Here is a 20341-nt window from a genome sequence, read left to right on the forward strand (position 1 = left end):
GATCTTCTGACACTGGAGATCAAATGTGGGAGCGGGCTTGCTCGCGAAAGCGATATCACAGATGACACAAATCTATCCTGCTAACGAAAGTCCCGCCGCTGACGAATCAACGTATAGGCACTATGCAATTCCCGGGTCTTCTCGGTTGCCTCCCGCACCTGGGACGCCGTCGCCCCACTGCCGGCAATTTTGTCCGGATGATGACGACTGAGCAGACGCCGATAGGCGCGCTTGATCTGCGACGGCTCACTGGTTGCGGACACACCCAACAGGCGCAGTGCGTCCTGATAAGTCACGGCATTGCTGACCTGTGGACGCTTATGCGGCTCATAGTCCGTCGCCAACGCCTGCACCTGATGCGGCGTCCAGCCCAGCCATTTGCCCCACTGAGCGATCAGTTCTCGCTCACTGGTGCCTGCCCGGCCATCGGCCCAAACCATCCGCCAACAGGCACGCAACACCCCTTCGGCCGCATGGGGCTGGGCACTCAGGCGACGCAAGTAGCCGCGTAACCGGTCGTTGCCCGACTTGCCGCGATTGAACGCGGCAATCGCCCGACGCTGAGCCGGCTCGTTCATCTCCAACGCGCGCATTTCCTGACGCGCCTGCTGGATATGACCATCAACCACTCGCCCGTCGCACTTGGCCAAACGCCCCAGCAAGACGAACAGCAATTCATCGTTGCGCAGTACAGGGCGACCACCGAGTTTTTCACGCAGATGCGCCCAGCTTTGCAAGTGCAGGCGTCGATCCAGCGCCTGTCCCAACAAGGCACCGAGCATGGCCCCCGGAATGCTGGCAATGGCAAAACCCGCTCCGGCTCCGATCAGAGTCCCTGGCCACAACATGTCAGCGTCTCGCTTCGATCAGGGCTTGCGCTTCAGCCAGGCGCTCGTGAGTGCCGACGTCGACCCACTGCCCGTTCAAGCGCTCACCGGACACCTGTCCGTTCGCCATTGCAGTGCGCAGCAACGGTGCCAGCTTGAAAGCCCCGGCAGAGCACCCTTCGAACAGCTGAGGATGCAGCACGGCGATGCCGCTGTACGTCAGGTTGGCGGCGCCGGGGGCACCGTCAGTGACCTGGCCGTCGATCAACTGGAAATCCCCGGTCGGGTGATGGGCCGGGTTGCTGGCCAGCACCAGATGAGCAAGGCCGACAATCGGCTGATGCAGCACACTGAAATCGTAATCGGTCCAGATGTCGCCATTGACCACGACAAAAGCCTCATCGCCCAGCAACGGCAACGCACGGAAAATCCCGCCGCCGGTTTCCAGTGGCTCCCCTTCCGGCGAATACCGGATGCTTACGCCATAGCGCGAACCATCACCCAGATAGTCCTCGATCTGCTGACCGAGCCAGGCATGGTTGATCACGATCTCGGTAAACCCGGCATCGGCCAGCGCGCGCAGGTGGTATTCGATCAGCGGGACCCCGCCGGCACGTACCAGCGGTTTTGGCGTGGTCAGCGTCAGCGGGCGCATGCGCTCGCCTTTGCCCGCCGCCAGAATCATCGCCTTCATGCCTTCACCCCGGCCCGCAGGCTGGCCAGTAACACATCCAGTTCCGCCAGTTCAGGACGGCGTGCGATCACGGCTTCTATGTAAGCAAAGAAGCGTGGCACATCGCTCAGATAGCGCGGCTTGCCATCGCGATGGCAGATGCGGGCGAAAATGCCGATCACTTTCAGGTGACGCTGCACGCCCATCAGGTCACTGGCGCGCAGAAAGTCTTCGAAATCCGGCTGCACCGGAATATCCAGCGCCGCGGCCTGCTGCCAATAACTTTCCAGCCAGCCGCGTACGCGTTCTTCTGGCCAGCTGAGGAATGCATCCTTGAACAGGCAGGTCACGTCGTAGGTCACCGGGCCATACACCGCATCCTGGAAATCCAGCACACCGGGATTCGGCTGGCTGAGCATCAGGTTGCGCGGCATGTAGTCGCGGTGTACCAGGACCTTCGGTTGGGCCAGGGCACTGTCGATCAGCAGATCGCTGACCTGTTGCCAGAGCACTTGCTGCGCCGCATCAAACTCGATGCCCAGCTCACGCTTCACATACCACTCGGGAAACAGTTCCAGTTCCCGGCGCAGCAGTGCCACGTCATAGCTCGGCAGCGGTGCAACCATCGGCAACTGCTGAAAAGCCAATAGCGCTTGCAGGGCATCGTTGAACAAATCATCGGCGTTTTCGCTGTCGATCACGTCCAGATACGTCTTGTTGCCCAGGTCATTGAGCAAAAGAAAACCACGCTCGAGATCTTCGGCATAAATTTTCGGCACATTTATTCCGGATTTCGCCAGTAAAAAAGCGATATCCACGAAAGGTTTGCAGTTTTCCTGCGGGGGCGGTGCATCCATGACGATGAAACTTTTATCTGCGCCCTCCCACCGAAAATAGCGCCGAAAACTCGCGTCGCTACTGGCCGCAGTCAATGTGGCCGGGGGTATGGCACCCCAACCCTGTTCTGCAAAAAGGATCGCCAATTGTTCATCGAGCCAAACTTTCAGGTGTTGCAAACGTACATCTTGGTCAGGCATTGCAAGGGTCTCCGACGGCGCTAGCCGTCAAGCGGGTCATGCTTTATTATCCAGCATCTTTTTCAGACCATCGAGAGGCGTGCGGCCCACACCGCGGGCAGATGGCACGCAGGAAGCCCGGACTAATAAGATGGCATTGAAATCCCCCGCGTTTCGTAAAAAATTTCCGTTGTTGGTAACCGGCAGTCTGCTGGCCTTGCAACCACTCGCCACTTCCTTCGTGGTCGCCGCGGAACAGTATGACTGCTCAGTCTCTGCTTCGGGTGCCTGGGACTGTGCGCCTAAAAAACCGGCGGCAGCCTTGCCTCCGCGTCCCGTCCATGACGGTAGCGCAGTCAGCGCTACCGGCGAGGCTGCGGCACAGGATGGTTCCAGTGAAGCCACTGGCGCCAAGCCCGTGCTGGTTACCGAGTCCAAGGGTCGCGGTCTGAAGTCCCGTAGCGAAGACTACAGCCACCTCGACTGGGTTCCCCGCGAACAACTCACTGCAGCACAGCTGGCCGAAACCGGTCCCTACTGCTCCGGTTCCTATATCGAACCGATTCGTCCTGGCATGAATGACAAGACGAGCAAAAGTGACGCGCCCACCTTTATCGGCGCAAAAGCCTCTCGCTATAAGCAGGATGAGCAAGTCGCTACCCTGGCCGGTGACGTGGTCATGCGCCAGGGCAGCATGCAGGTCGAAGCCGACGAAGCCAACCTTTACCAGGCCGAGAGCCGTGGCGAACTGGCCGGCAACGTGCGCATCCGTGACAACGGTGCGCTGATCGTCGGCGACCATGCCGACGTGCAGCTCGACACCGGTGAAGCCAAGGTCGATAACGCTGAATACGTGATGCACAAATCCCGTATCCGCGGTAACGCGCTGTACGCCAAACGCGCCGAGAACGCGATCATCCGCCTCAAGGACGGTACGTACACCACATGCGAACCGAACAGCAACGCCTGGCAGCTCAAGGGTAATAACATCACCCTGAACCCGGCCACCGGCTTCGGTACCGCGACCAACGTGACCCTGCGGGTCAAGGATTTCCCGGTCCTGTACACGCCGTACATTTACTTCCCGATCGACGACCGCCGTCAGTCCGGTTTCCTGCCGCCGACCATCGGCAGCGGCAGCGATACTGGCTTCCTGCTCGTCACGCCGTACTACTTCAACCTGGCACCGAACTACGATGCCACGTTGTATCCGCGCTACATGAGCAAGCGCGGCCTGTTGATGGAAGGCGAATTCCGCTACCTGACCAAATCCACCGAGGGTCAGTTCGGCGCCGCTTACCTCAACGACGAAGACAACGAGCGCGAACTGCAGAGCGACTACGACAAAACGCGCTACATGTACAACTGGCAACACAAGGGCGGCCTCGATTCGCGCGTCTTCACGCAAGTCGACTACACCAAGATCAGCGATCCTTACTACTTCCAGGACCTGCAGACCGACCAGATCGGTGTGACAAGCTCCGACTACGTGAACCAGCAAGGTTCTGTCAGCTATCGCGGCGACAGCTACACCGCTCGCATCAACGCCCAGGCTTATCAACTGGCGACCGTGTCGAACATCACACCGTATGACCGCTTGCCGCAGATCACTTTCGATGGTGCCCTGCCATATCATCCAAGCGGCCTGGACTTCACGTACAACACTGAAATCGTACGATTCGACCGCGACCTGAGAAACGGCAGCTTTACCGATGAAGACGGTAACGTCGAGCCGCGCCTGGATACCAACGTTCAAGGCCTGGCGCGCGCCAACGGTGATCGCCTCAACCTTGCACCGGCCGTCGCCCTGCCGCTGGAGTGGACTTATGGCTTCCTGAAGCCAAAACTCAAGTACCAGTACACGCAGTATGACCTGGACCTGGACAGCATTGGCAAAGCTCAGATTGACGCGATGACTCCTGAACAGAGAAAGCTCAATGGCGACTTTGGCAGCAGCCAGAGCCGTGGCGTGCCGATCGCCAGCATCGACAGCGGCCTGTATTTCGACCGCAACACCCAATGGTTTGGCAAGAACTATCGCCAGACCCTTGAGCCACGCCTGTTCTATCTCTATGTGCCCGAGAAGGATCAGGAAGACATTCCGGTGTTCGACACCAGCGAATACACCTTCAACTATGCGTCGCTGTTCCGCGATAACCGCTTCTCCGGCTCCGACCGTGTCGGCGACGAGAACAAACTGTCGCTGGGCGTGACCAGCCGCTGGATCGAAGACAACGGTTTCGAGCGTCAACGCATCAGCGTCGGCCAGGCTTTGTACTTCAAGGATCGCGAAGTCCAACTGCCGGGTATCGATGCCAAGACCCGCGAAGACGCGCACTCCGACGTATCCCCTTATGCGCTGGAATACGAATACCGCTGGAACCGCGATTGGCGCGCGACCGCCGATTACAACTGGGACCCGGACAGCCGCAGCCCTCGCTCGGGCAGCGCGATGTTCCACTACCAGCCTGAAGACAATCCGAACAAGGTCATCAACGCCGGCTATCGCTATCGTAATGACCAGATCCGCTACGACCAGAACACCGGTCAATGGCAAGTGGGCGGCGGTGACTACGGCGTTCCCGGCCAGCCTGGCTACGTGAAGGATTACTACAAGATCCAACAGCACGACTTCTCGGTAATCTGGCCGATCGTGCCGCAATGGAACGCCATCAGCCGTTGGCAGTACGACTACAACCGCAACCGTACGCTGGAAGCCTTCGGTGGTTTCGAGTACGACAGCTGCTGCTGGAAACTGCGCCTGATCAACCGTTACTGGGTTTCCTATGACGAATTCAGTCAGGAAGCACCGCAAAACGAAAAAGGCGACCATGGCGTCTTCCTCCAAATTGTTCTGAAGGGACTCGGCGGCCTCACCGGCGCCAAGGTAGAGAGCTTCCTCGACAAAGGCATCCAAGGTTATCGTGAACGTGAAGACCAAGCTTTCTGATTGTCTGCGCCCGCTGTTGCTGGGCGCGCTGTTCCTGGGTACCGCGGCCAACGCCGCGGTACAGTCCATCGATAAAGTGGTGGCCATCGTCGACAACGACGTGGTCATGCAGAGCCAACTGGACCAGCGCGTTCATGAAGTTCAGCAAACCATCGCCAAGCGCGGTACTGCCGTGCCGCCGGCCAGCGTACTGGAGCAACAGGTGCTTGAACGCCTGATCGTCGAGAACCTGCAACTGCAGATCGGCGAACGCTCCGGCATCCGCATTACCGATGAAGAACTGAACCAGGCTGTCGGCACCATCGCCCAGCGCAACAACATGACGGTCGATCAGTTCCGCCAGGCCCTGACTCGTGACGGCCTGTCTTATGACGACGCACGTGACCAGATCCGTCGCGAGATGGTTATCAGCCGTGTGCGCCAGCGCCGAGTGGCCGAGCGCATCCAGGTGTCCGAGCAGGAGGTGAAAAACTTCCTGGCGTCCGACCTTGGCAAGATGCAACTGTCCGAAGAGTTCCGCCTGGCCAACATCCTGATTCCTACGCCGGAAAGCGCCAACTCCGACGCCATTCAGAATGCCGCCAAACAGGCTGACGCGGTTTACCAGCAGCTCAAGCAAGGCGCCGACTTCGGTCAGTTGGCCATCGCCAGGTCCGCCAGCGAAACGGCACTGGAAGGTGGTGACATGGGCTGGCGTAAAGCCGCTCAGCTGCCACCGCCGTTCGATCGCCTGCTGAGCACCATGGCCATCGGTGATATCACCCAGCCAATGCGTACGCCAGGTGGTTTCATCATCCTGAAGCTCACCGACAAGCGTGGTGGTCAAGCCCAGGTACGTGACGAAGTGCATGTACGGCATATCCTGGTCAAGCCGAGCCCGATCCGCGACGAAGCAAAGACCAAGGCGCTGGCTGAATCGCTCTACACCCGTATCGAAGCGGGCGAAGACTTCGGTGAGCTGGCGAAAAGCTTCTCGGAAGATCCCGGTTCTGCCCTCAACGGCGGCGACCTGAACTGGATCGATCCGAACGCATTGGTTCCGGAGTTCCGCGAAGTGATGGCCAATACCCCGCAAGGTCAGCTGTCCAAACCGTTCCAGACGCAATATGGCTGGCACGTTCTGGAAGTCCTTGGCCGTCGCGCCACCGACAGCACCAACCAGGCTCGCGAGCAACAAGCGATGACCGTACTGCGCAACCGCAAATACGACGAAGAGCTGCAAACCTGGCTGCGTCAGATCCGTGACGAAGCGTACGTAGAAATCAAACTCCCTGGCGCCGACCAGGCAGCGCAGTGAAACCCCAACGTTTCGCGCTGACACCCGGCGAACCGGCCGGCATAGGTCCCGACCTGTGCCTGCTGCTCGCCTCGCAAGCCCAGCCACATCCCCTGATCGCCATTACCAGCTGCGACCTGCTCCTTGAGCGGGCTGTGCAGCTGGGTGTGGCGGTCGACTTGCTGCCGGTTACACCGGACAACTGGCCGGACGTACCCGCACCCGCCAACAGCCTGTATGTCTGGGATACACCGCTGAACGCCACCGTAGTCGCCGGGCAACTGGACAAAGCCAATGCTGCTTTCGTTCTGGAAACCCTGACTCGCGCCGGCCAAGGCTGCCTGGACGGAGACTTTGCCGGGATGATCACTGCCCCGGTGCATAAGGGTGTGATCAATGAATCCGGTATCGCCTTCTCCGGGCACACGGAATTTCTCGCCGACCTGACCCATACCGCGCAAGTCGTGATGATGCTGGCCACTCATGGATTGCGCGTAGCACTGGTTACCACCCACTTGCCCCTGCGCGAAATTGCCGATGCGATTACGCCAGAGCGCCTGGAGCGGGTCACGCGAATCCTGCACACCGACCTGCAGGAAAAATTCGGCATCGCCCAGCCACGCATCCTGGTGTGCGGACTCAACCCCCATGCCGGCGAAGGCGGACACCTGGGCCATGAAGAAATCGATATCATCGAACCCACATTAGAGCGCCTGCGCGGCGAAGGCATGGACCTGCGTGGTCCCCTGCCCGCTGACACTCTGTTTACCCCCAAATATCTGGAGCACTGCGATGCAGTGCTGGCGATGTACCACGACCAGGGCCTGCCCGTGCTGAAGTACAAAGGCTTCGGCGCAGCAGTCAACGTGACCCTTGGCTTGCCGATCATCCGCACTTCGGTCGACCACGGCACCGCTCTCGATCTGGCCGGCAGCGGCAAAATCGACACCGGCAGCCTGAAAGTCGCCCTGGAAACCGCCTACCAGATGGCCGAGACCCGTTTATGACTGAGCAATACCAACACCGTGCGCGCAAGCGCTTCGGCCAGAACTTTCTGCACGATGCCGGCGTTATCGATCGCATCCTGCGCTCCATCCATGCCAAACCCGACGACCGGATGCTGGAGATCGGCCCGGGCCAGGGTGCGTTAACTAAAGGCCTGCTCAATAGCGGCGCCCAGCTCGACGTAGTGGAGCTCGACAAGGACCTGGTCCCGATCCTCAATCAGCAATTTGCCGGCAGGGACAACTTCAACCTGCATCAGGGTGATGCGCTGAAGTTCGACTTCAATAGCCTGAACGCCGCGCCGAACAGCCTGCGCGTGGTCGGCAACCTGCCGTACAACATCTCTACACCGCTGATTTTTCACCTGCTGCACAACGCCCACCTGATTCGCGACATGCACTTCATGCTGCAAAAGGAAGTGGTCGAGCGTCTGGCGGCAGGGCCTGGCGGCGGTGACTGGGGCCGATTGTCGATCATGGTCCAGTACCATTGCCGGGTTGAGCATCTGTTCAACGTCGGCCCGGGCGCGTTCAACCCTCCGCCGAAAGTCGATTCGGCCATCGTGCGCCTGGTGCCTCACGCCGTGTTGCCGCACCCGGCCAAGGACCACCGCCTGCTGGAGCGCGTCGTACGCGAAGCCTTCAACCAGCGCCGCAAGACCTTGCGCAATACCCTCAAGCTGCTGCTGAGCAACGCCGAAATCGAAGCCGCCGGCGTCGACGGCAGTTTGCGTCCCGAGCAACTCGATCTGGCCGCCTTTGTGCGCCTGGCAGACAAACTCAGCGAACACCCCCTGCACAAGCCTGCTGACGCCTGAGAGAATCCAAGCGTTATCGGGTAGGACACCAGCGCCCATGTCTGGTTTACTACCCGATACTTGGCCTAGACTGAACTTCATCAGCTACGCCCCGCGTCCCGCTTCGTTTTTAAGGCCTCTTGCATGTCCGATCCTCGTTATCAGGTCGACGTCAGCGTCGTCACCCGCTATCTGGCAGAACAATCGCAACCCGAACACGACCGCTTTGCCTTCGCCTACACCATCACCGTACAAAACAATGGCCTGATACCGGCCAAACTGTTGTCACGGCACTGGGTGATCACCGATGGCGACGGACATGTCGAAGAGGTTCGCGGTGCGGGCGTGGTTGGCCAGCAACCGCTGATCGAGGCAGGCAAGAGCCACACCTACAGCAGCGGCACGGTCATGACCACCAAGGTGGGCACCATGCAAGGCAGCTATCAAATGATTGCCGACGACGGCCAGCAATTCGACGCCATCATTGCGCCATTCCGTCTCGCGGTACCGGGAGCCTTGCACTGATGGCGACGTATGCCGTCGGCGATCTGCAGGGCTGCCTGGAGGCCCTGCAATGCCTGCTCAAACGAGTGGCGTTCGATCCCGCAAAAGATCGCCTGTGGCTGGTCGGCGATCTGGTCAACCGCGGTCCGCAATCGCTCGATACCTTGCGCTTCCTCTATAGCATCCGCGAATCGCTGGTTTGCGTACTCGGCAACCACGACCTGCACCTATTGGCCGCCGGGAAGAACATCGAACGCCTGAAGAAAGCCGACACCCTGCGCGAAATCATCGAAGCACCGGATCGCGCGGAGTTATTGGAATGGCTGCGCCAGCAAAAGCTCATGCATTACGATGAGCAGCGCAATGTCGCGCTGGTGCATGCCGGGATCCCGCCGCAGTGGTCACTGCGAAAAGCCCTGAAGTGCGCCGCCGAGGTTGAGACCGCCCTGCGCGACGACAACCTGTTTGCGCCCTACCTTGACGGCATGTACGGCAACGATCCGGCAAAGTGGGACAATGACCTTAAAGGCGTGACGCGACTGCGGGTGATCACCAACTATTTCACCCGGATGCGTTTCTGTACGGCCGAAGGCAAGCTTGACCTCAAGAGCAAGGAAGGTCTCGACAGCGCGCCGCCGGGATACAAGCCCTGGTTCCTGCATAAGGAACGCAAGACCAAGGACCTGAAAATCATCTTTGGCCACTGGGCCGCACTGGAAGGCAAAGTCCTTGAACCAGGTATTTCGGCCCTCGATACCGGCTGCGTCTGGGGGGGTGCCTTGACCCTGATGAATGTCGACAACGGCGAGCGCCTGTCCTGCAAATGCGACGAGCATGGCCATGCCACCAAACCTCCAGCCCCTCTACTCAACTCCGAACCATCGTCAGCCAGCGCCCCGCGCTAGACTGCGCTTTCAGCCGAGCCACAGGAGCCCGCCATGAGCGAATTCAAACGTATCCCCCCTGAACAGGCCCATGCCCTGCGCGAACAAGGCGCGGTAGTGGTCGATATCCGTGATCCTGCCACCTATGCCGCCCTGCACATCAGTGGCTCGAAGCATCTGGACAATCATTCGATCTCGGATTTCATCCGCGCTGCCGACCTGGACGCACCGACCGTTGTGGTCTGCTACCACGGTAACTCCAGCCAGAGCGCTGCCGCTTACCTGATCAGCCAAGGCTTCTCCGACGTCTACAGCATGGATGGCGGTTTTGAGCTGTGGCGTACGACTTTTCCTTCGGAAACGGCGAAAAGCTCTTCCGAATAATTTTTTTGTAACGCGCAAGCCCCCGGCATGCGCGGGCTAGCGCGGTGGCAGACGAACGGTCTGCCACAACTAATTACGTATCTCGCCTTTACCTGCCAAATTCCCAACTATCCTTAAGCGCAGGCCATCCAAAACAGGGGAGAGCCGGTACACCGGCGCGCGGATCATCGGGAGTAGCTTTCGGAGTCGTCAGCTCCGAGAGAGTTCTGGGGGGTAAACAGCAACTGCCTGTTCGGTTGCTGCCAGCATCGACTGAGTGATCCGGCGTCGGCTCCACGTATCGAGCGAGGTGACGTCATGAGTATCTTTAGCCACTTCCAACAACGTTTCGAGTCCACACGCCAGGAAGAACTCACGCTGCAAGAGTATCTGGAACTGTGCAAACAGGACCGTAGCGCCTACGTTTCCGCCGCAGAGCGTCTGCTCCTGGCCATCGGTGAACCGGAGCTACTCGACACCTCGACCAACTCGAGGCTGTCGCGAATCTTTTCCAACAAGGTGATCCGCCGTTATCCGGCCTTTGAAGACTTCCACGGGATGGAAGAATGCATCGACCAGATCGTGTCGTATTTCCGCCACGCCGCCCAGGGTCTGGAAGAGAAGAAACAGATCCTCTATCTGCTTGGCCCCGTCGGTGGTGGTAAATCGTCCCTGGCCGAAAAGCTCAAGCAACTGATGGAAAAAGTGCCCTTCTATGCGATCAAGGGATCGCCGGTTTTCGAATCGCCTCTGGGGCTGTTCAACGCCACTGAAGATGGCGCAATCCTCGAGGAAGACTTCGGCATTCCAAGGCGTTACCTCAATACCATCATGTCGCCCTGGGCAACCAAGCGTCTGGCTGAATTCGGTGGCGACATCAGTCAGTTCCGCGTGGTCAAACTGTATCCGTCGATCCTCAACCAGATCGCCGTGGCCAAAACCGAGCCGGGAGATGAAAACAACCAGGACATCTCGGCACTGGTGGGCAAGGTCGATATCCGCAAACTGGAAGAATTCCCGCAGAACGACGCCGACGCCTACAGCTACTCGGGTGCACTGTGCCGGGCCAACCAGGGCCTGATGGAATTCGTCGAAATGTTCAAGGCGCCGATCAAGGTGCTGCACCCATTGCTGACCGCCACCCAGGAAGGCAACTACAACAGTACCGAAGGCCTGGGTGCGATTCCGTTTACCGGGATCCTGCTGGCCCACTCCAACGAATCGGAATGGCATACCTTCCGTAACAACAAGAACAACGAAGCGTTCATCGACCGGATCTACATCGTCAAGGTGCCTTACTGCCTGCGGGTCAGCGACGAAGTGAAGATCTACGACAAACTGCTGTTCAACAGTTCGCTGGCAAAAGCCCATTGCGCACCCGACACCTTGAAGATGCTCGCTCAGTTCACCGTGCTTTCTCGCCTGAAGGAACCGGAAAACTCCAATATCTATTCCAAGATGCGCGTGTACGACGGCGAAAATCTCAAGGACACCGATCCGAAGGCCAAGTCGATCCAGGAATACCGCGACAATGCCGGGGTCGACGAAGGCATGAACGGCCTGTCGACACGCTTCGCGTTCAAGATCCTGTCGAAGGTCTTCAACTTCGATCCGCACGAAATCGCCGCTAACCCGGTGCACTTGCTCTACGTGCTGGAACAGCAGATCGAACAGGAACAATTCCAGGCTGAAACCCGCGAGCGCTACTTGCGCTTCCTCAAGGAGTACCTGGCGCCGCGTTATATCGAATTCATCGGCAAGGAAATCCAGACTGCCTACCTCGAGTCTTACAGCGAGTATGGCCAGAACATCTTCGACCGCTATGTGCTGTATGCGGACTTCTGGATCCAGGACCAGGAATATCGCGACCCGGAAACCGGCGAAATCCTCAACCGTGTGGCACTGAACGAGGAACTGGAAAAAATCGAAAAACCGGCCGGCATCAGCAATCCGAAGGACTTCCGCAACGAAATCGTCAACTTCGTATTGCGTGCCCGCGCCAACAACAACGGCAAGAACCCGACCTGGCTCAGCTACGAAAAACTGCGGGTGGTTATCGAGAAGAAAATGTTCTCCAACACCGAGGACCTGCTGCCGGTCATCAGCTTCAATGCCAAGGCCAGCAAAGAAGACCAGCAAAAACACAACGACTTCGTCACACGGATGGTCGAGCGGGGCTACACCGACAAACAGGTACGACTGCTGTCCGAGTGGTATCTGCGGGTCAGAAAATCGCAGTAACCCGCCACCGGCAAGACCGGTTGTCGTCAGCCCGAGGCCTGTTTGCACTTTTTCTGCTACACAGGCCTCAGGAAGGTGTTCGAAAGTCGGTAGCGAGGTTCAGGCAGTAACCACGGCGCTTGGGGGAGCGTGTACATCCCTTGGCACTCGGCGTGCTGCTTGATGGCTTGCCCCTTTCAGGACAGCTTCTAAGGAGCAGTCATGAGCTATGTGATCGACCGACGTCTCAATGGCAAGAACAAGAGCACGGTAAACCGTCAGCGGTTTCTGCGGCGTTACCGTGATCACATCAAAAAGGCTGTCGAAGAGGCGGTCAGCCGGCGTTCCATAACCGATATGGAACACGGCGAGCAAATCAGCATTCCCGGCCGCGACATCGACGAGCCGGTGCTTCACCATGGCCGCGGAGGCAAGCAAACCGTGGTGCACCCCGGCAACAAGGAGTTCACCAGCGGCGAACACATAGCCCGCCCACCGGGAGGCGGCGGTGGCCGTGGGCCTGGCAAGGCCGGTAATTCGGGCGAAGGGATGGATGAATTCGTCTTCCAGATCACTCAGGAAGAATTCCTCGAATTCATGTTCGAAGATCTTGAGCTGCCAAACCTGGTCAAGCGCAACCTGACCGGCACCGATACCTTCAAGACTGTACGCGCGGGGATCAGCAACGAGGGCAACCCGTCGCGGATCAATATCATCCGCACCCTGCGTTCAGCCCATGCACGGCGGATCGCCCTGTCAGGCAGCAGTCGGGCTAAACTGCGGGACGCCAAGGAAGAACTTCTGCGATTGAAGCAGGAAGAACCGGACAATTTCGGCGATATCCAGGAACTCGAAGCGGAAATCGAAAAACTCAGCGCGCGCATTCATCGTGTACCGTTTCTTGATACCTTCGATCTCAAATACAACCTGCTCATCAAGCAGCCCAACCCCAGTTCGAAGGCGGTGATGTTCTGCCTGATGGACGTATCCGGCTCCATGACCCAGGCAACCAAGGATATCGCCAAGCGCTTTTTCATCCTGTTGTACCTGTTTCTCAAGCGTAACTACGACAAGATCGACGTTGTGTTCATCCGCCACCACACCAGCGCCCGCGAAGTAGACGAGGAAGAATTCTTCTATTCCCGCGAAACCGGCGGAACCATCGTGTCCAGCGCCTTGAAGCTGATGCAGGAGATCATGGCCGAGCGCTATCCAGCCAACGAATGGAACATCTACGCCGCCCAGGCCTCCGACGGCGATAACTGGAACGATGACTCGCCGATTTGCCGCGACATTCTGATCAACCAGATCATGCCGTTTGTGCAGTACTACACTTACGTTGAGATAACCCCACGCGAACATCAGGCCCTGTGGTTCGAGTACGAGCGCATCGCCGAAGCCTTTTCTGACACTTTTGCCCAGCAACAACTGGTCTCGGCCGGAGATATCTACCCGGTCTTCCGTGAACTCTTCCAGCGCAGGTTAGTGACATGACCGCCAAAGAGCAGAAGCGCCAACCCATTTCCACCGGCTCCGAATGGACTTTCGAGCTGATCCAGGCCTACGACCGCGAAATCAGTCGTCTCGCGGCCCGCTATGCGCTCGACACTTACCCCAACCAGATTGAAGTGATCACCGCTGAACAGATGATGGACGCTTACGCCTCCGTCGGCATGCCGCTGGGTTATCACCATTGGTCCTATGGCAAACACTTCCTCAGCACGGAGAAATCCTACACCCGCGGCCAGATGGGGCTGGCCTACGAGATCGTCATCAACTCAGACCCGTGCATCGCCTATCTGATGGAGGAAAACACCATCTGCATGCAGGCGCTGGTCGTGGCGCATGCCTGCTATGGGCACAACAGCTTTTTCAAGGGCAATTACCTGTTCCGAACCTGGACCGATGCCAGCTCGATCATCGATTACCTGGTGTTCGCCAAGCAGTACATCATGCAATGTGAAGAGCGCCATGGCATCGACGCGGTCGAGGACCTTCTCGATTCATGCCACGCCCTGATGAACTACGGGGTCGACCGTTACAAACGGCCTTATCCGATTTCCGCCGAAGAGGAACGTCGCCGGCAGAAGGACCGGGAAGAACACCTGCAGAAACAGATCAACGATTTGTGGCGGACCATTCCAAAAGGCGCGGACAAGTACAGCGACAAGGACAATGCGCGCTTCCCCGCCGAACCGCAGGAAAACATCCTCTATTTCATCGAAAAACACGCGCCGCTGCTGGAGCCGTGGCAGAGGGAAATCGTGCGGATCGTGCGCAAGATCGCCCAGTATTTTTATCCACAGCGCCAGACCCAGGTCATGAACGAAGGCTGGGCAACGTTCTGGCATTACACGCTGATGAACGACCTGTATGACGAAGGCCTCGTCACCGATGGCTTCATGATGGAGTTTCTGACCTCCCATACCAGCGTTGTCTTTCAGCCTGGGTTCGACAGCCCCTATTACAGTGGAATCAACCCTTACACTTTGGGGTTTGCCATGTACCGCGACATACGTCGCATGTGCGAAGAACCTACGGAAGAAGATCGTCGCTGGTTCCCGGAAATTGCCGGTACCGACTGGCTGTCGACCATCAAGTTCGCCATGAGCAGCTTCAAGGATGAGAGCTTCATCCTGCAGTACCTGTCACCTAAAGTGATCCGCGACCTGAAGTTGTTCAGCATTCTCGACGACGACCAAAAGGATGATCTACTGGTTCCGGCGATTCATGACGAGGGCGGCTACCGGATCATCCGTGAAACCCTGGCCGCCCAGTACAACCTGGGCAATCGCGAACCCAACATACAGATCTACAGCATCGACCGCCGTGGCGACCGCTCCCTGACTCTGCGCCATCAGCAACACGACCGCAAACCGCTGGGGGATTCCACCGAGGAAGTACTCAAACACCTGCACCGCCTGTGGGGCTTCGACATTCATCTGGAGACCCTGCAAGGGGATCAGGTGATGAAAACCCACCATGTCCCCCCCAGGAGCGAACACAGCGAAGGTGATTACGGGCGGCTGGACTTGGCCGTCATCCATCTTTGAGCCTGCTTGTGCCTCCGAAAGCCCGACGCAACGGTTATCCTGTCGAGCTAACGGAGGTATTTTATGCGGATCTATAAAGTTGGCGGTGCGGTACGTGATCGCCTGCTGGGCATTCCAGTCACTGACATTGACCGGGTCGTGGTCGGCGCCACCACTGAAGAAATGCTCTCCCGGGGCTTTCGCCCGGTTGGCGCAGACTTCCCGGTGTTTCTTCACCCAAAGACCGGTGAGGAATACGCCCTTGCCCGGACTGAACGCAAAAGCGGACGCGGGTATGGCGGCTTCACTTTTCACGCCAGCCCCGAAGTGACGCTTGAAGAAGACCTGATCCGCCGCGACCTGACGATCAACGCCATGGCCGAGGACGATCATCAGAACCTGACCGACCCTTATCACGGCCAGCGCGACCTTGAAGCGCGCATACTTCGTCATGTTTCCCCTGCATTCGCCGAAGATCCGCTCAGGGTTCTGCGCGTTGCCCGCTTTGCGGCGCGTTATGCCGAACTGGGCTTCACTGTCGCCCCGGAAACACTGGACCTGATGCGCCAACTCAGCGAATCAGGCGAGCTTGAAGCCCTGACGGCGGAACGCAGCTGGAAAGAAATTTCCCGCGCACTGATGGAAAGCCAGCCACAGGTTTTCATCGAAGTGTTGCGCGCGTGCGGGGCGCTCAAGGTGTTGATGCCGGAAATCGACGCGTTGTTTGGGGTTCCTCAACCCGAGACTCACCATCCGGAAATCGACACCGGCGCACACACTCTCAGCGTCCTGGAGCAGGCTGCAAAGCACAATCAGCCGCTGACGGTGCGCTGGGCTTGCCTGCTGCATGACCTGGGCAAAGGACTGACGCCGGAGGAAGAGTGGCCACGGCACATTGCCCACGAGTTCAAGGGTCTCAAGCTGATCAAAGCGGTCAATGAGCGCTTCAAGGTACCCAGGGATTGCCAGGAACTGGCGCTGCTGGTGGGCGAATATCACACCCACGGCCACCGAGCCCTGGAACTGAAGCCATCGACTCTGCTGGAATTGTTGCAAAGCTTCGACGTTTACCGTCGCCCCCAACGGTTCGAGGAGTTCATTGCGGCGTGCGAGATGGACGCCCGTGGACGCAAAGGCCTGGAACACAGAAGTTATCCACAGGCGGATTACCTGCGCGGAGCGGCGACGGCGGCTCGTAGCGTTGCGGTTCAGCCATTGCTGGAGAAGGGACTCAAAGGTCCGGAGCTGGGCGAGGCGATCAAGCGTGAAAGACTCAGAGCGTTGAAGGCTTACAAGGAAGCGGCGTCGATTTGAAAGACTTCGCGAGCAGGCTCGCTCCCACAGGGTTAGCGTAAATCTGTGGGAGCCTGCTCGCGAAGACCTCAGTCAGGTCACAACAAATTCGAAGGCGTCAGTTGCTGACCACGCCACTCAAACGCCACCGGCGCCAACACCTGATCAATCTGCGCTTCACTCCACAGTGTCGCAAAGCTTTTGCCCACACCTGGATGCACCCGATCCGGCGCGATCAGCGACAGCGGCCACAACACGAAGGCATTTTTCAGAATTTCGGCTCGCGGCAGAATCAAGCCATCAAAGCTGCCCACCAGATCACCGAACAACAACACATCGATGTCCAGCGGCAAACCCTTGCGGTCTGGCGCATAGCGACCATTGTCGGCTTCGATGAATTTCAGCCGGCGATCCAGTTCCATCAATGGCAAATCGGTGAAGGCCGACACCACGAAATTGAAAAACGGTCCGCTCTTGATCCCTACCGCCTGGCTTTCGAAGACCGGCGAACAATGGATATCCACGAGAAAACCCGCCAAGGCGTCCAGACCGGCCCGCAAATGGGATTCGCGCTCGATATTGCTACCGAGTCCGAGATACACCTGAGTCAGCGACATCCGCGCTCGATCTCCACGCCCACGCCGCCGGTAGCGGCAGGAACAGCACCCGGCTTGGTCAGCTTGAGGCGCATCCAGGTGATCTTGAACTCGCTCATCAGTACTTCAACCAGTCGCTCGGCGAACGTCTCGACCAACTGGAACTGTGCCTGTTCGGCAAAGGCCTGGATACGCGACGAAACGCTCGCGTAATCGAGTGCCAGGGTCAGGTCGTCGCCGGCTGCCGCCGGACGGTTATCCCAAGCGAAACTCAGATCAAGACGCAAGCATTGTCGGATGCCTCGCTCCCAGTCGTAGGCACCGATCACGGTGTCGACTTCCAGGCCCTCGATAAACACTCTGTCCAAGCACTTTTCTCCGCTACACGACAAGGGCGCATTGCGCCGTTAGAATCAGGGCGTCCTCGCCCCGGAATAGTTAGCATGTTTTGGTTATTGGCGATCCTCGCCTACCTGCTCGGCTCTCTGTCCTTTGCCATTTTGCTCAGCCGCCTGACCGGTAACCCCGATCCGCGAATGAGTGGCTCGGGCAATGCCGGCGCCACCAACATGTTGCGTCTGGCGGGCAAGAAACTTGCCATCCTGACCTTGCTCGGCGACCTCTGCAAAGGCCTGCTGCCTGTGCTGATCGCCGGCGTTGCAGGCCTTTCGCTACAAGATCAGGCCTGGATCGGCGTCTGCGCCGTCATCGGACACCTGTTCCCATTGTACTTTCGCTTTCGCGGAGGCAAAGGTGTCGCCACCGCTGCCGGAATGTTATTGGGCCTGTATCCGCCCGCAGCGCTGCTGGCGGTATGCGCCTGGTTGCTGACGTTCTACCTGACCCGAACCAGCTCGCTGGCCGCGCTCATCGCCACGCCATTGACCCTGCCGCTGCTGGCTTGGCAAGAACCGGCTGCGCTGCTACCCATGAGTATGCTCACGGCATTGATCGTCTGGCGCCATCGCGGCAATCTACGCGACCTGTTTGCCGGGCGCGAACGGCATTTTTAGATGCCGGCCATGAGCAACACTCATCACAACGCCGAGAGCTGCTCCATCGGCCAGCGTGCCTGCACACTGATCGCCAGGCTTTCCTGCTGACCAGCCTGCAAGCGCTGGCAACCAGCGAAGGCAATCATTGCACCGTTATCGGTACAGAATTGCGGGCGGGCATAAAAAACATCGCCCTTCATGTCGCCGAGCATTTTTTCCAAAGAAGCGCGCAATGCCTTATTGGCGCTCACGCCGCCAGCAATCACCAGCCGCTTCATGCCTGCAGCCTTGAGGGCACGCTTGCACTTGATGGTCAAAGTCTCCACCACGGCCTGCTGGAACGCCAGCGAGATGTCGCAACGGGCTTGCTCGCTGTCGTCCCCGGCGCTCACGCACTGCTGCCAGGTATTCAAGGCGAAGGTTTTCAAACCGCTGAAGCTGAAATCCAGTCCAGGACGGTCACACATCGGACGCGGGAAAACGAAGCGCCCTGCAACCCCTTGTTCCGCCAGGCGAGCGATTTCCGGGCCACCCGGATAATTGAGCCCCATCATCTTGGCGGTCTTGTCGAAGGCCTCGCCCGCGGCGTCGTCCAGAGTCTCACCCAGAAGCGTGTATTGACCGATTCCGTCGACCTGCACCAACTGCGTATGACCGCCGGACACCAACAAAGCGACGAACGGAAATTCCGGTGGTTGCGACTCCAGCATGGGTGCCAGCAGGTGACCTTCCATATGATGCACGCCCAGCGCTGGAATGCCCCAGGCAAAGGCCAGCGCCTGCGCACAGGAAGCGCCCACCAGCAATGCCCCTACCAGGCCGGGACCGGCGGTGTAAGCGATGGCGTCGATCTCGGTTGGCACACAGTCGGCTTCGGCCAACACCTGACGAATCAAGGGCAGCATGCGCTTGACGTGGTCACGCGAGGCCAGCTCCGGCACCACACCGCCGTAGGCGCGGTGCAGGTCGATCTGACTGAACAGCGCGTCGGCCAGCAGGCCCCGCTCACTGTCGTATAGTGCGACGCCGGTTTCGTCGCAGGAGGTTTCTAATCCCAGTACTAGCATGGGTTTGCGCCTTGTTTAGGCTGAATTCGAAGGCGCGCATAATAGTCGCCGCGCGATGCCCCGACCAGCGGTTTTCGATCAGAGGCTTTGCATTCCGAGCGTTGAGGGGTTAACATCCGCAACCCTTAAAAACCGACGTCTTCAAGTGCTCTTTTGCCGCGAGGATGTTGACCCCGGTAATGAATGAAGGTAGCTCTGGATGCCAGCCGTCAAAGTAAAAGAGAACGAACCCTTCGACGTAGCTCTGCGTCGTTTCAAGCGCTCCTGCGAAAAAGCCGGTGTACTGGCTGAAGTTCGTAGCCGCGAATTTTACGAGAAGCCAACTTCTGAGCGTAAGCGCAAAGCAGCAGCCGCTGTTAAGCGTCACGCTAAGAAAGTTCAGCGCGAACAGCGCCGCGCCGTTCGTCTGTACTAATACACAGACGTTCGTAGCAAGCTTCTGCCAAGCCCGGCCCTCAGCCGGGCTTATGGCATTTGCGTAAAACGCTTGATGCTTCACCGTCGAAGCCGCAGACGCGACAGAGACGAATCTGCTTCACCGCGTCAGACCTGGCTCTTTTGCCAGCGGTGCACGTCTTTTCTGACGAGCCTTTCAAGGCTACTGACGAGCACACCCACTGATTCCTCTCACGACGATCAGCCCGAGGCACCTCTAGCGTGCCAAATTATGAGCTATCCGAGACCAATGACTGGTCGCAGACGGACTCAGCGCAACACTTTCAAAGTGTCGAATACTGAATGTTATTAACGTCAGTGGATTTTCGGCAGATACACTTCCCGACAGCGATTACGCACACGACACTGGTCGAGCCGCACACCTTGCGCGCCTCACACAACGACCCGC

General features: G+C 58.6%; 19 protein-coding genes. 13 read left to right on the top strand and 6 right to left on the bottom strand.

Annotated features, from left to right (window positions below; all coding sequences use genetic code 11):
* Positions 1–80: 80 nt before the first annotated feature.
* Genes AC07ZE_RS27010 through AC07ZE_RS27020 form a run of 3 tightly spaced genes read right to left on the bottom strand, consistent with a single transcriptional unit; the run spans position 81 to position 2537 of the window.
* The gene (locus AC07ZE_RS27010) at positions 81–848 is read right to left on the bottom strand and encodes a TerB family tellurite resistance protein (RefSeq protein WP_137805059.1); all 768 of its coding nucleotides are present in this window, start codon (positions 846–848) and stop codon (positions 81–83) included.
* A 1-nt stretch (position 849) separates the two neighbouring features.
* Positions 850–1521 carry an N-acetylmuramate alpha-1-phosphate uridylyltransferase MurU gene (gene murU, locus AC07ZE_RS27015; RefSeq protein ID WP_207267398.1) on the bottom strand — a complete coding sequence of 224 codons (672 nt, stop codon included), beginning with the start codon at positions 1519–1521 and terminating at the stop codon, positions 850–852.
* Positions 1518–2537, bottom strand: coding sequence for an aminoglycoside phosphotransferase family protein (locus AC07ZE_RS27020; RefSeq protein ID WP_207267404.1), 1020 nt, complete (start codon positions 2535–2537; stop codon positions 1518–1520). Before AC07ZE_RS27020 ends, murU begins: the two co-directional genes overlap by 4 nt.
* A gap of 130 nt (positions 2538–2667) precedes the next feature.
* Here AC07ZE_RS27020 and AC07ZE_RS27025 point away from each other — a divergent pair, with 130 nt between their 5' ends.
* The 11 genes from AC07ZE_RS27025 (at position 2668) to AC07ZE_RS27075 (ending at position 16860) form a co-directional block, all read left to right on the top strand.
* Positions 2668–5466: an LPS-assembly protein LptD gene (locus AC07ZE_RS27025; RefSeq protein WP_207267405.1), complete on the top strand. Its 2799-nt coding sequence runs from the start codon at positions 2668–2670 to the stop codon at positions 5464–5466.
* Positions 5447–6763 carry a peptidylprolyl isomerase SurA gene (gene surA / locus AC07ZE_RS27030; protein WP_207267408.1) on the top strand — a complete coding sequence of 439 codons (1317 nt, stop codon included), beginning with the start codon at positions 5447–5449 and terminating at the stop codon, positions 6761–6763. Before AC07ZE_RS27025 ends, surA begins: the two co-directional genes overlap by 20 nt.
* Complete coding sequence (pdxA, locus tag AC07ZE_RS27035) at positions 6760–7749, top strand: 4-hydroxythreonine-4-phosphate dehydrogenase PdxA (RefSeq protein ID WP_207267409.1); 990 nt, start codon at positions 6760–6762, stop codon at positions 7747–7749. Before surA ends, pdxA begins: the two co-directional genes overlap by 4 nt.
* Positions 7746–8564 (top strand): 16S rRNA (adenine(1518)-N(6)/adenine(1519)-N(6))-dimethyltransferase RsmA, encoded by an 819-nt coding sequence (gene rsmA / locus AC07ZE_RS27040; RefSeq protein ID WP_207267411.1) that lies wholly within the window; start codon positions 7746–7748, stop codon positions 8562–8564. The genes pdxA and rsmA overlap by 4 nt, the downstream gene beginning before the upstream one ends.
* 123 nt (positions 8565–8687) lie before the next feature.
* Positions 8688–9068, top strand: coding sequence for a Co2+/Mg2+ efflux facilitator ApaG/CorD (gene apaG / locus AC07ZE_RS27045; RefSeq protein WP_207267414.1), 381 nt, complete (start codon positions 8688–8690; stop codon positions 9066–9068).
* Complete coding sequence (locus tag AC07ZE_RS27050) at positions 9068–9952, top strand: symmetrical bis(5'-nucleosyl)-tetraphosphatase (protein ID WP_207267415.1); 885 nt, start codon at positions 9068–9070, stop codon at positions 9950–9952. Before apaG ends, AC07ZE_RS27050 begins: the two co-directional genes overlap by 1 nt.
* Before the next feature lie 33 nt (positions 9953–9985).
* Positions 9986–10315 carry a thiosulfate sulfurtransferase GlpE gene (gene glpE, locus AC07ZE_RS27055; protein ID WP_207267421.1) on the top strand — a complete coding sequence of 110 codons (330 nt, stop codon included), beginning with the start codon at positions 9986–9988 and terminating at the stop codon, positions 10313–10315.
* A 297-nt stretch (positions 10316–10612) separates the two neighbouring features.
* The gene (locus tag AC07ZE_RS27060) at positions 10613–12535 is read left to right on the top strand and encodes a PrkA family serine protein kinase (RefSeq protein ID WP_095195852.1); all 1923 of its coding nucleotides are present in this window, start codon (positions 10613–10615) and stop codon (positions 12533–12535) included.
* A gap of 201 nt (positions 12536–12736) precedes the next feature.
* Complete coding sequence (locus AC07ZE_RS27065) at positions 12737–14008, top strand: YeaH/YhbH family protein (protein WP_095195853.1); 1272 nt, start codon at positions 12737–12739, stop codon at positions 14006–14008.
* Entirely contained in the window at positions 14005–15567 is a 1563-nt protein-coding gene (locus tag AC07ZE_RS27070) for a SpoVR family protein (RefSeq protein WP_095195854.1), read from the top strand. Before AC07ZE_RS27065 ends, AC07ZE_RS27070 begins: the two co-directional genes overlap by 4 nt.
* Before the next feature lie 63 nt (positions 15568–15630).
* Positions 15631–16860: a multifunctional CCA addition/repair protein gene (locus AC07ZE_RS27075; RefSeq protein WP_207267424.1), complete on the top strand. Its 1230-nt coding sequence runs from the start codon at positions 15631–15633 to the stop codon at positions 16858–16860.
* Between the two features lie 77 nt (positions 16861–16937).
* On the opposite strand, the gene folK is transcribed toward AC07ZE_RS27075, so the two are convergent.
* Positions 16938–17456, bottom strand: coding sequence for a 2-amino-4-hydroxy-6-hydroxymethyldihydropteridine diphosphokinase (folK, locus tag AC07ZE_RS27080; protein ID WP_207267425.1), 519 nt, complete (start codon positions 17454–17456; stop codon positions 16938–16940).
* Positions 17447–17803 (bottom strand): dihydroneopterin aldolase, encoded by a 357-nt coding sequence (gene folB, locus AC07ZE_RS27085; protein WP_008051601.1) that lies wholly within the window; start codon positions 17801–17803, stop codon positions 17447–17449. Before folB ends, folK begins: the two co-directional genes overlap by 10 nt.
* 75 nt (positions 17804–17878) lie before the next feature.
* On the opposite strand from folB, the gene plsY reads away from it, so the two are divergent.
* On the top strand, positions 17879–18448 hold the full coding sequence (gene plsY / locus AC07ZE_RS27090; protein ID WP_207267427.1) for a glycerol-3-phosphate 1-O-acyltransferase PlsY: 570 nt from the start codon (positions 17879–17881) through the stop codon (positions 18446–18448).
* A gap of 23 nt (positions 18449–18471) precedes the next feature.
* On the opposite strand, the gene tsaD is transcribed toward plsY, so the two are convergent.
* Positions 18472–19497, bottom strand: a complete 1026-nt coding sequence (tsaD, locus tag AC07ZE_RS27095) for a tRNA (adenosine(37)-N6)-threonylcarbamoyltransferase complex transferase subunit TsaD (RefSeq protein ID WP_207267435.1) — start codon at positions 19495–19497, stop codon at positions 18472–18474.
* Positions 19498–19696: 199 nt separating this feature from the next.
* On the opposite strand from tsaD, the gene rpsU reads away from it, so the two are divergent.
* A complete protein-coding gene (gene rpsU, locus AC07ZE_RS27100) occupies positions 19697–19912 on the top strand; it encodes a 30S ribosomal protein S21 (RefSeq protein WP_002551877.1) in 216 nt (71 codons plus the stop codon).
* Positions 19913–20341 lie beyond the last annotated feature (429 nt).

The organism is Pseudomonas sp. GW101-3H06, assembly GCF_059424605.1.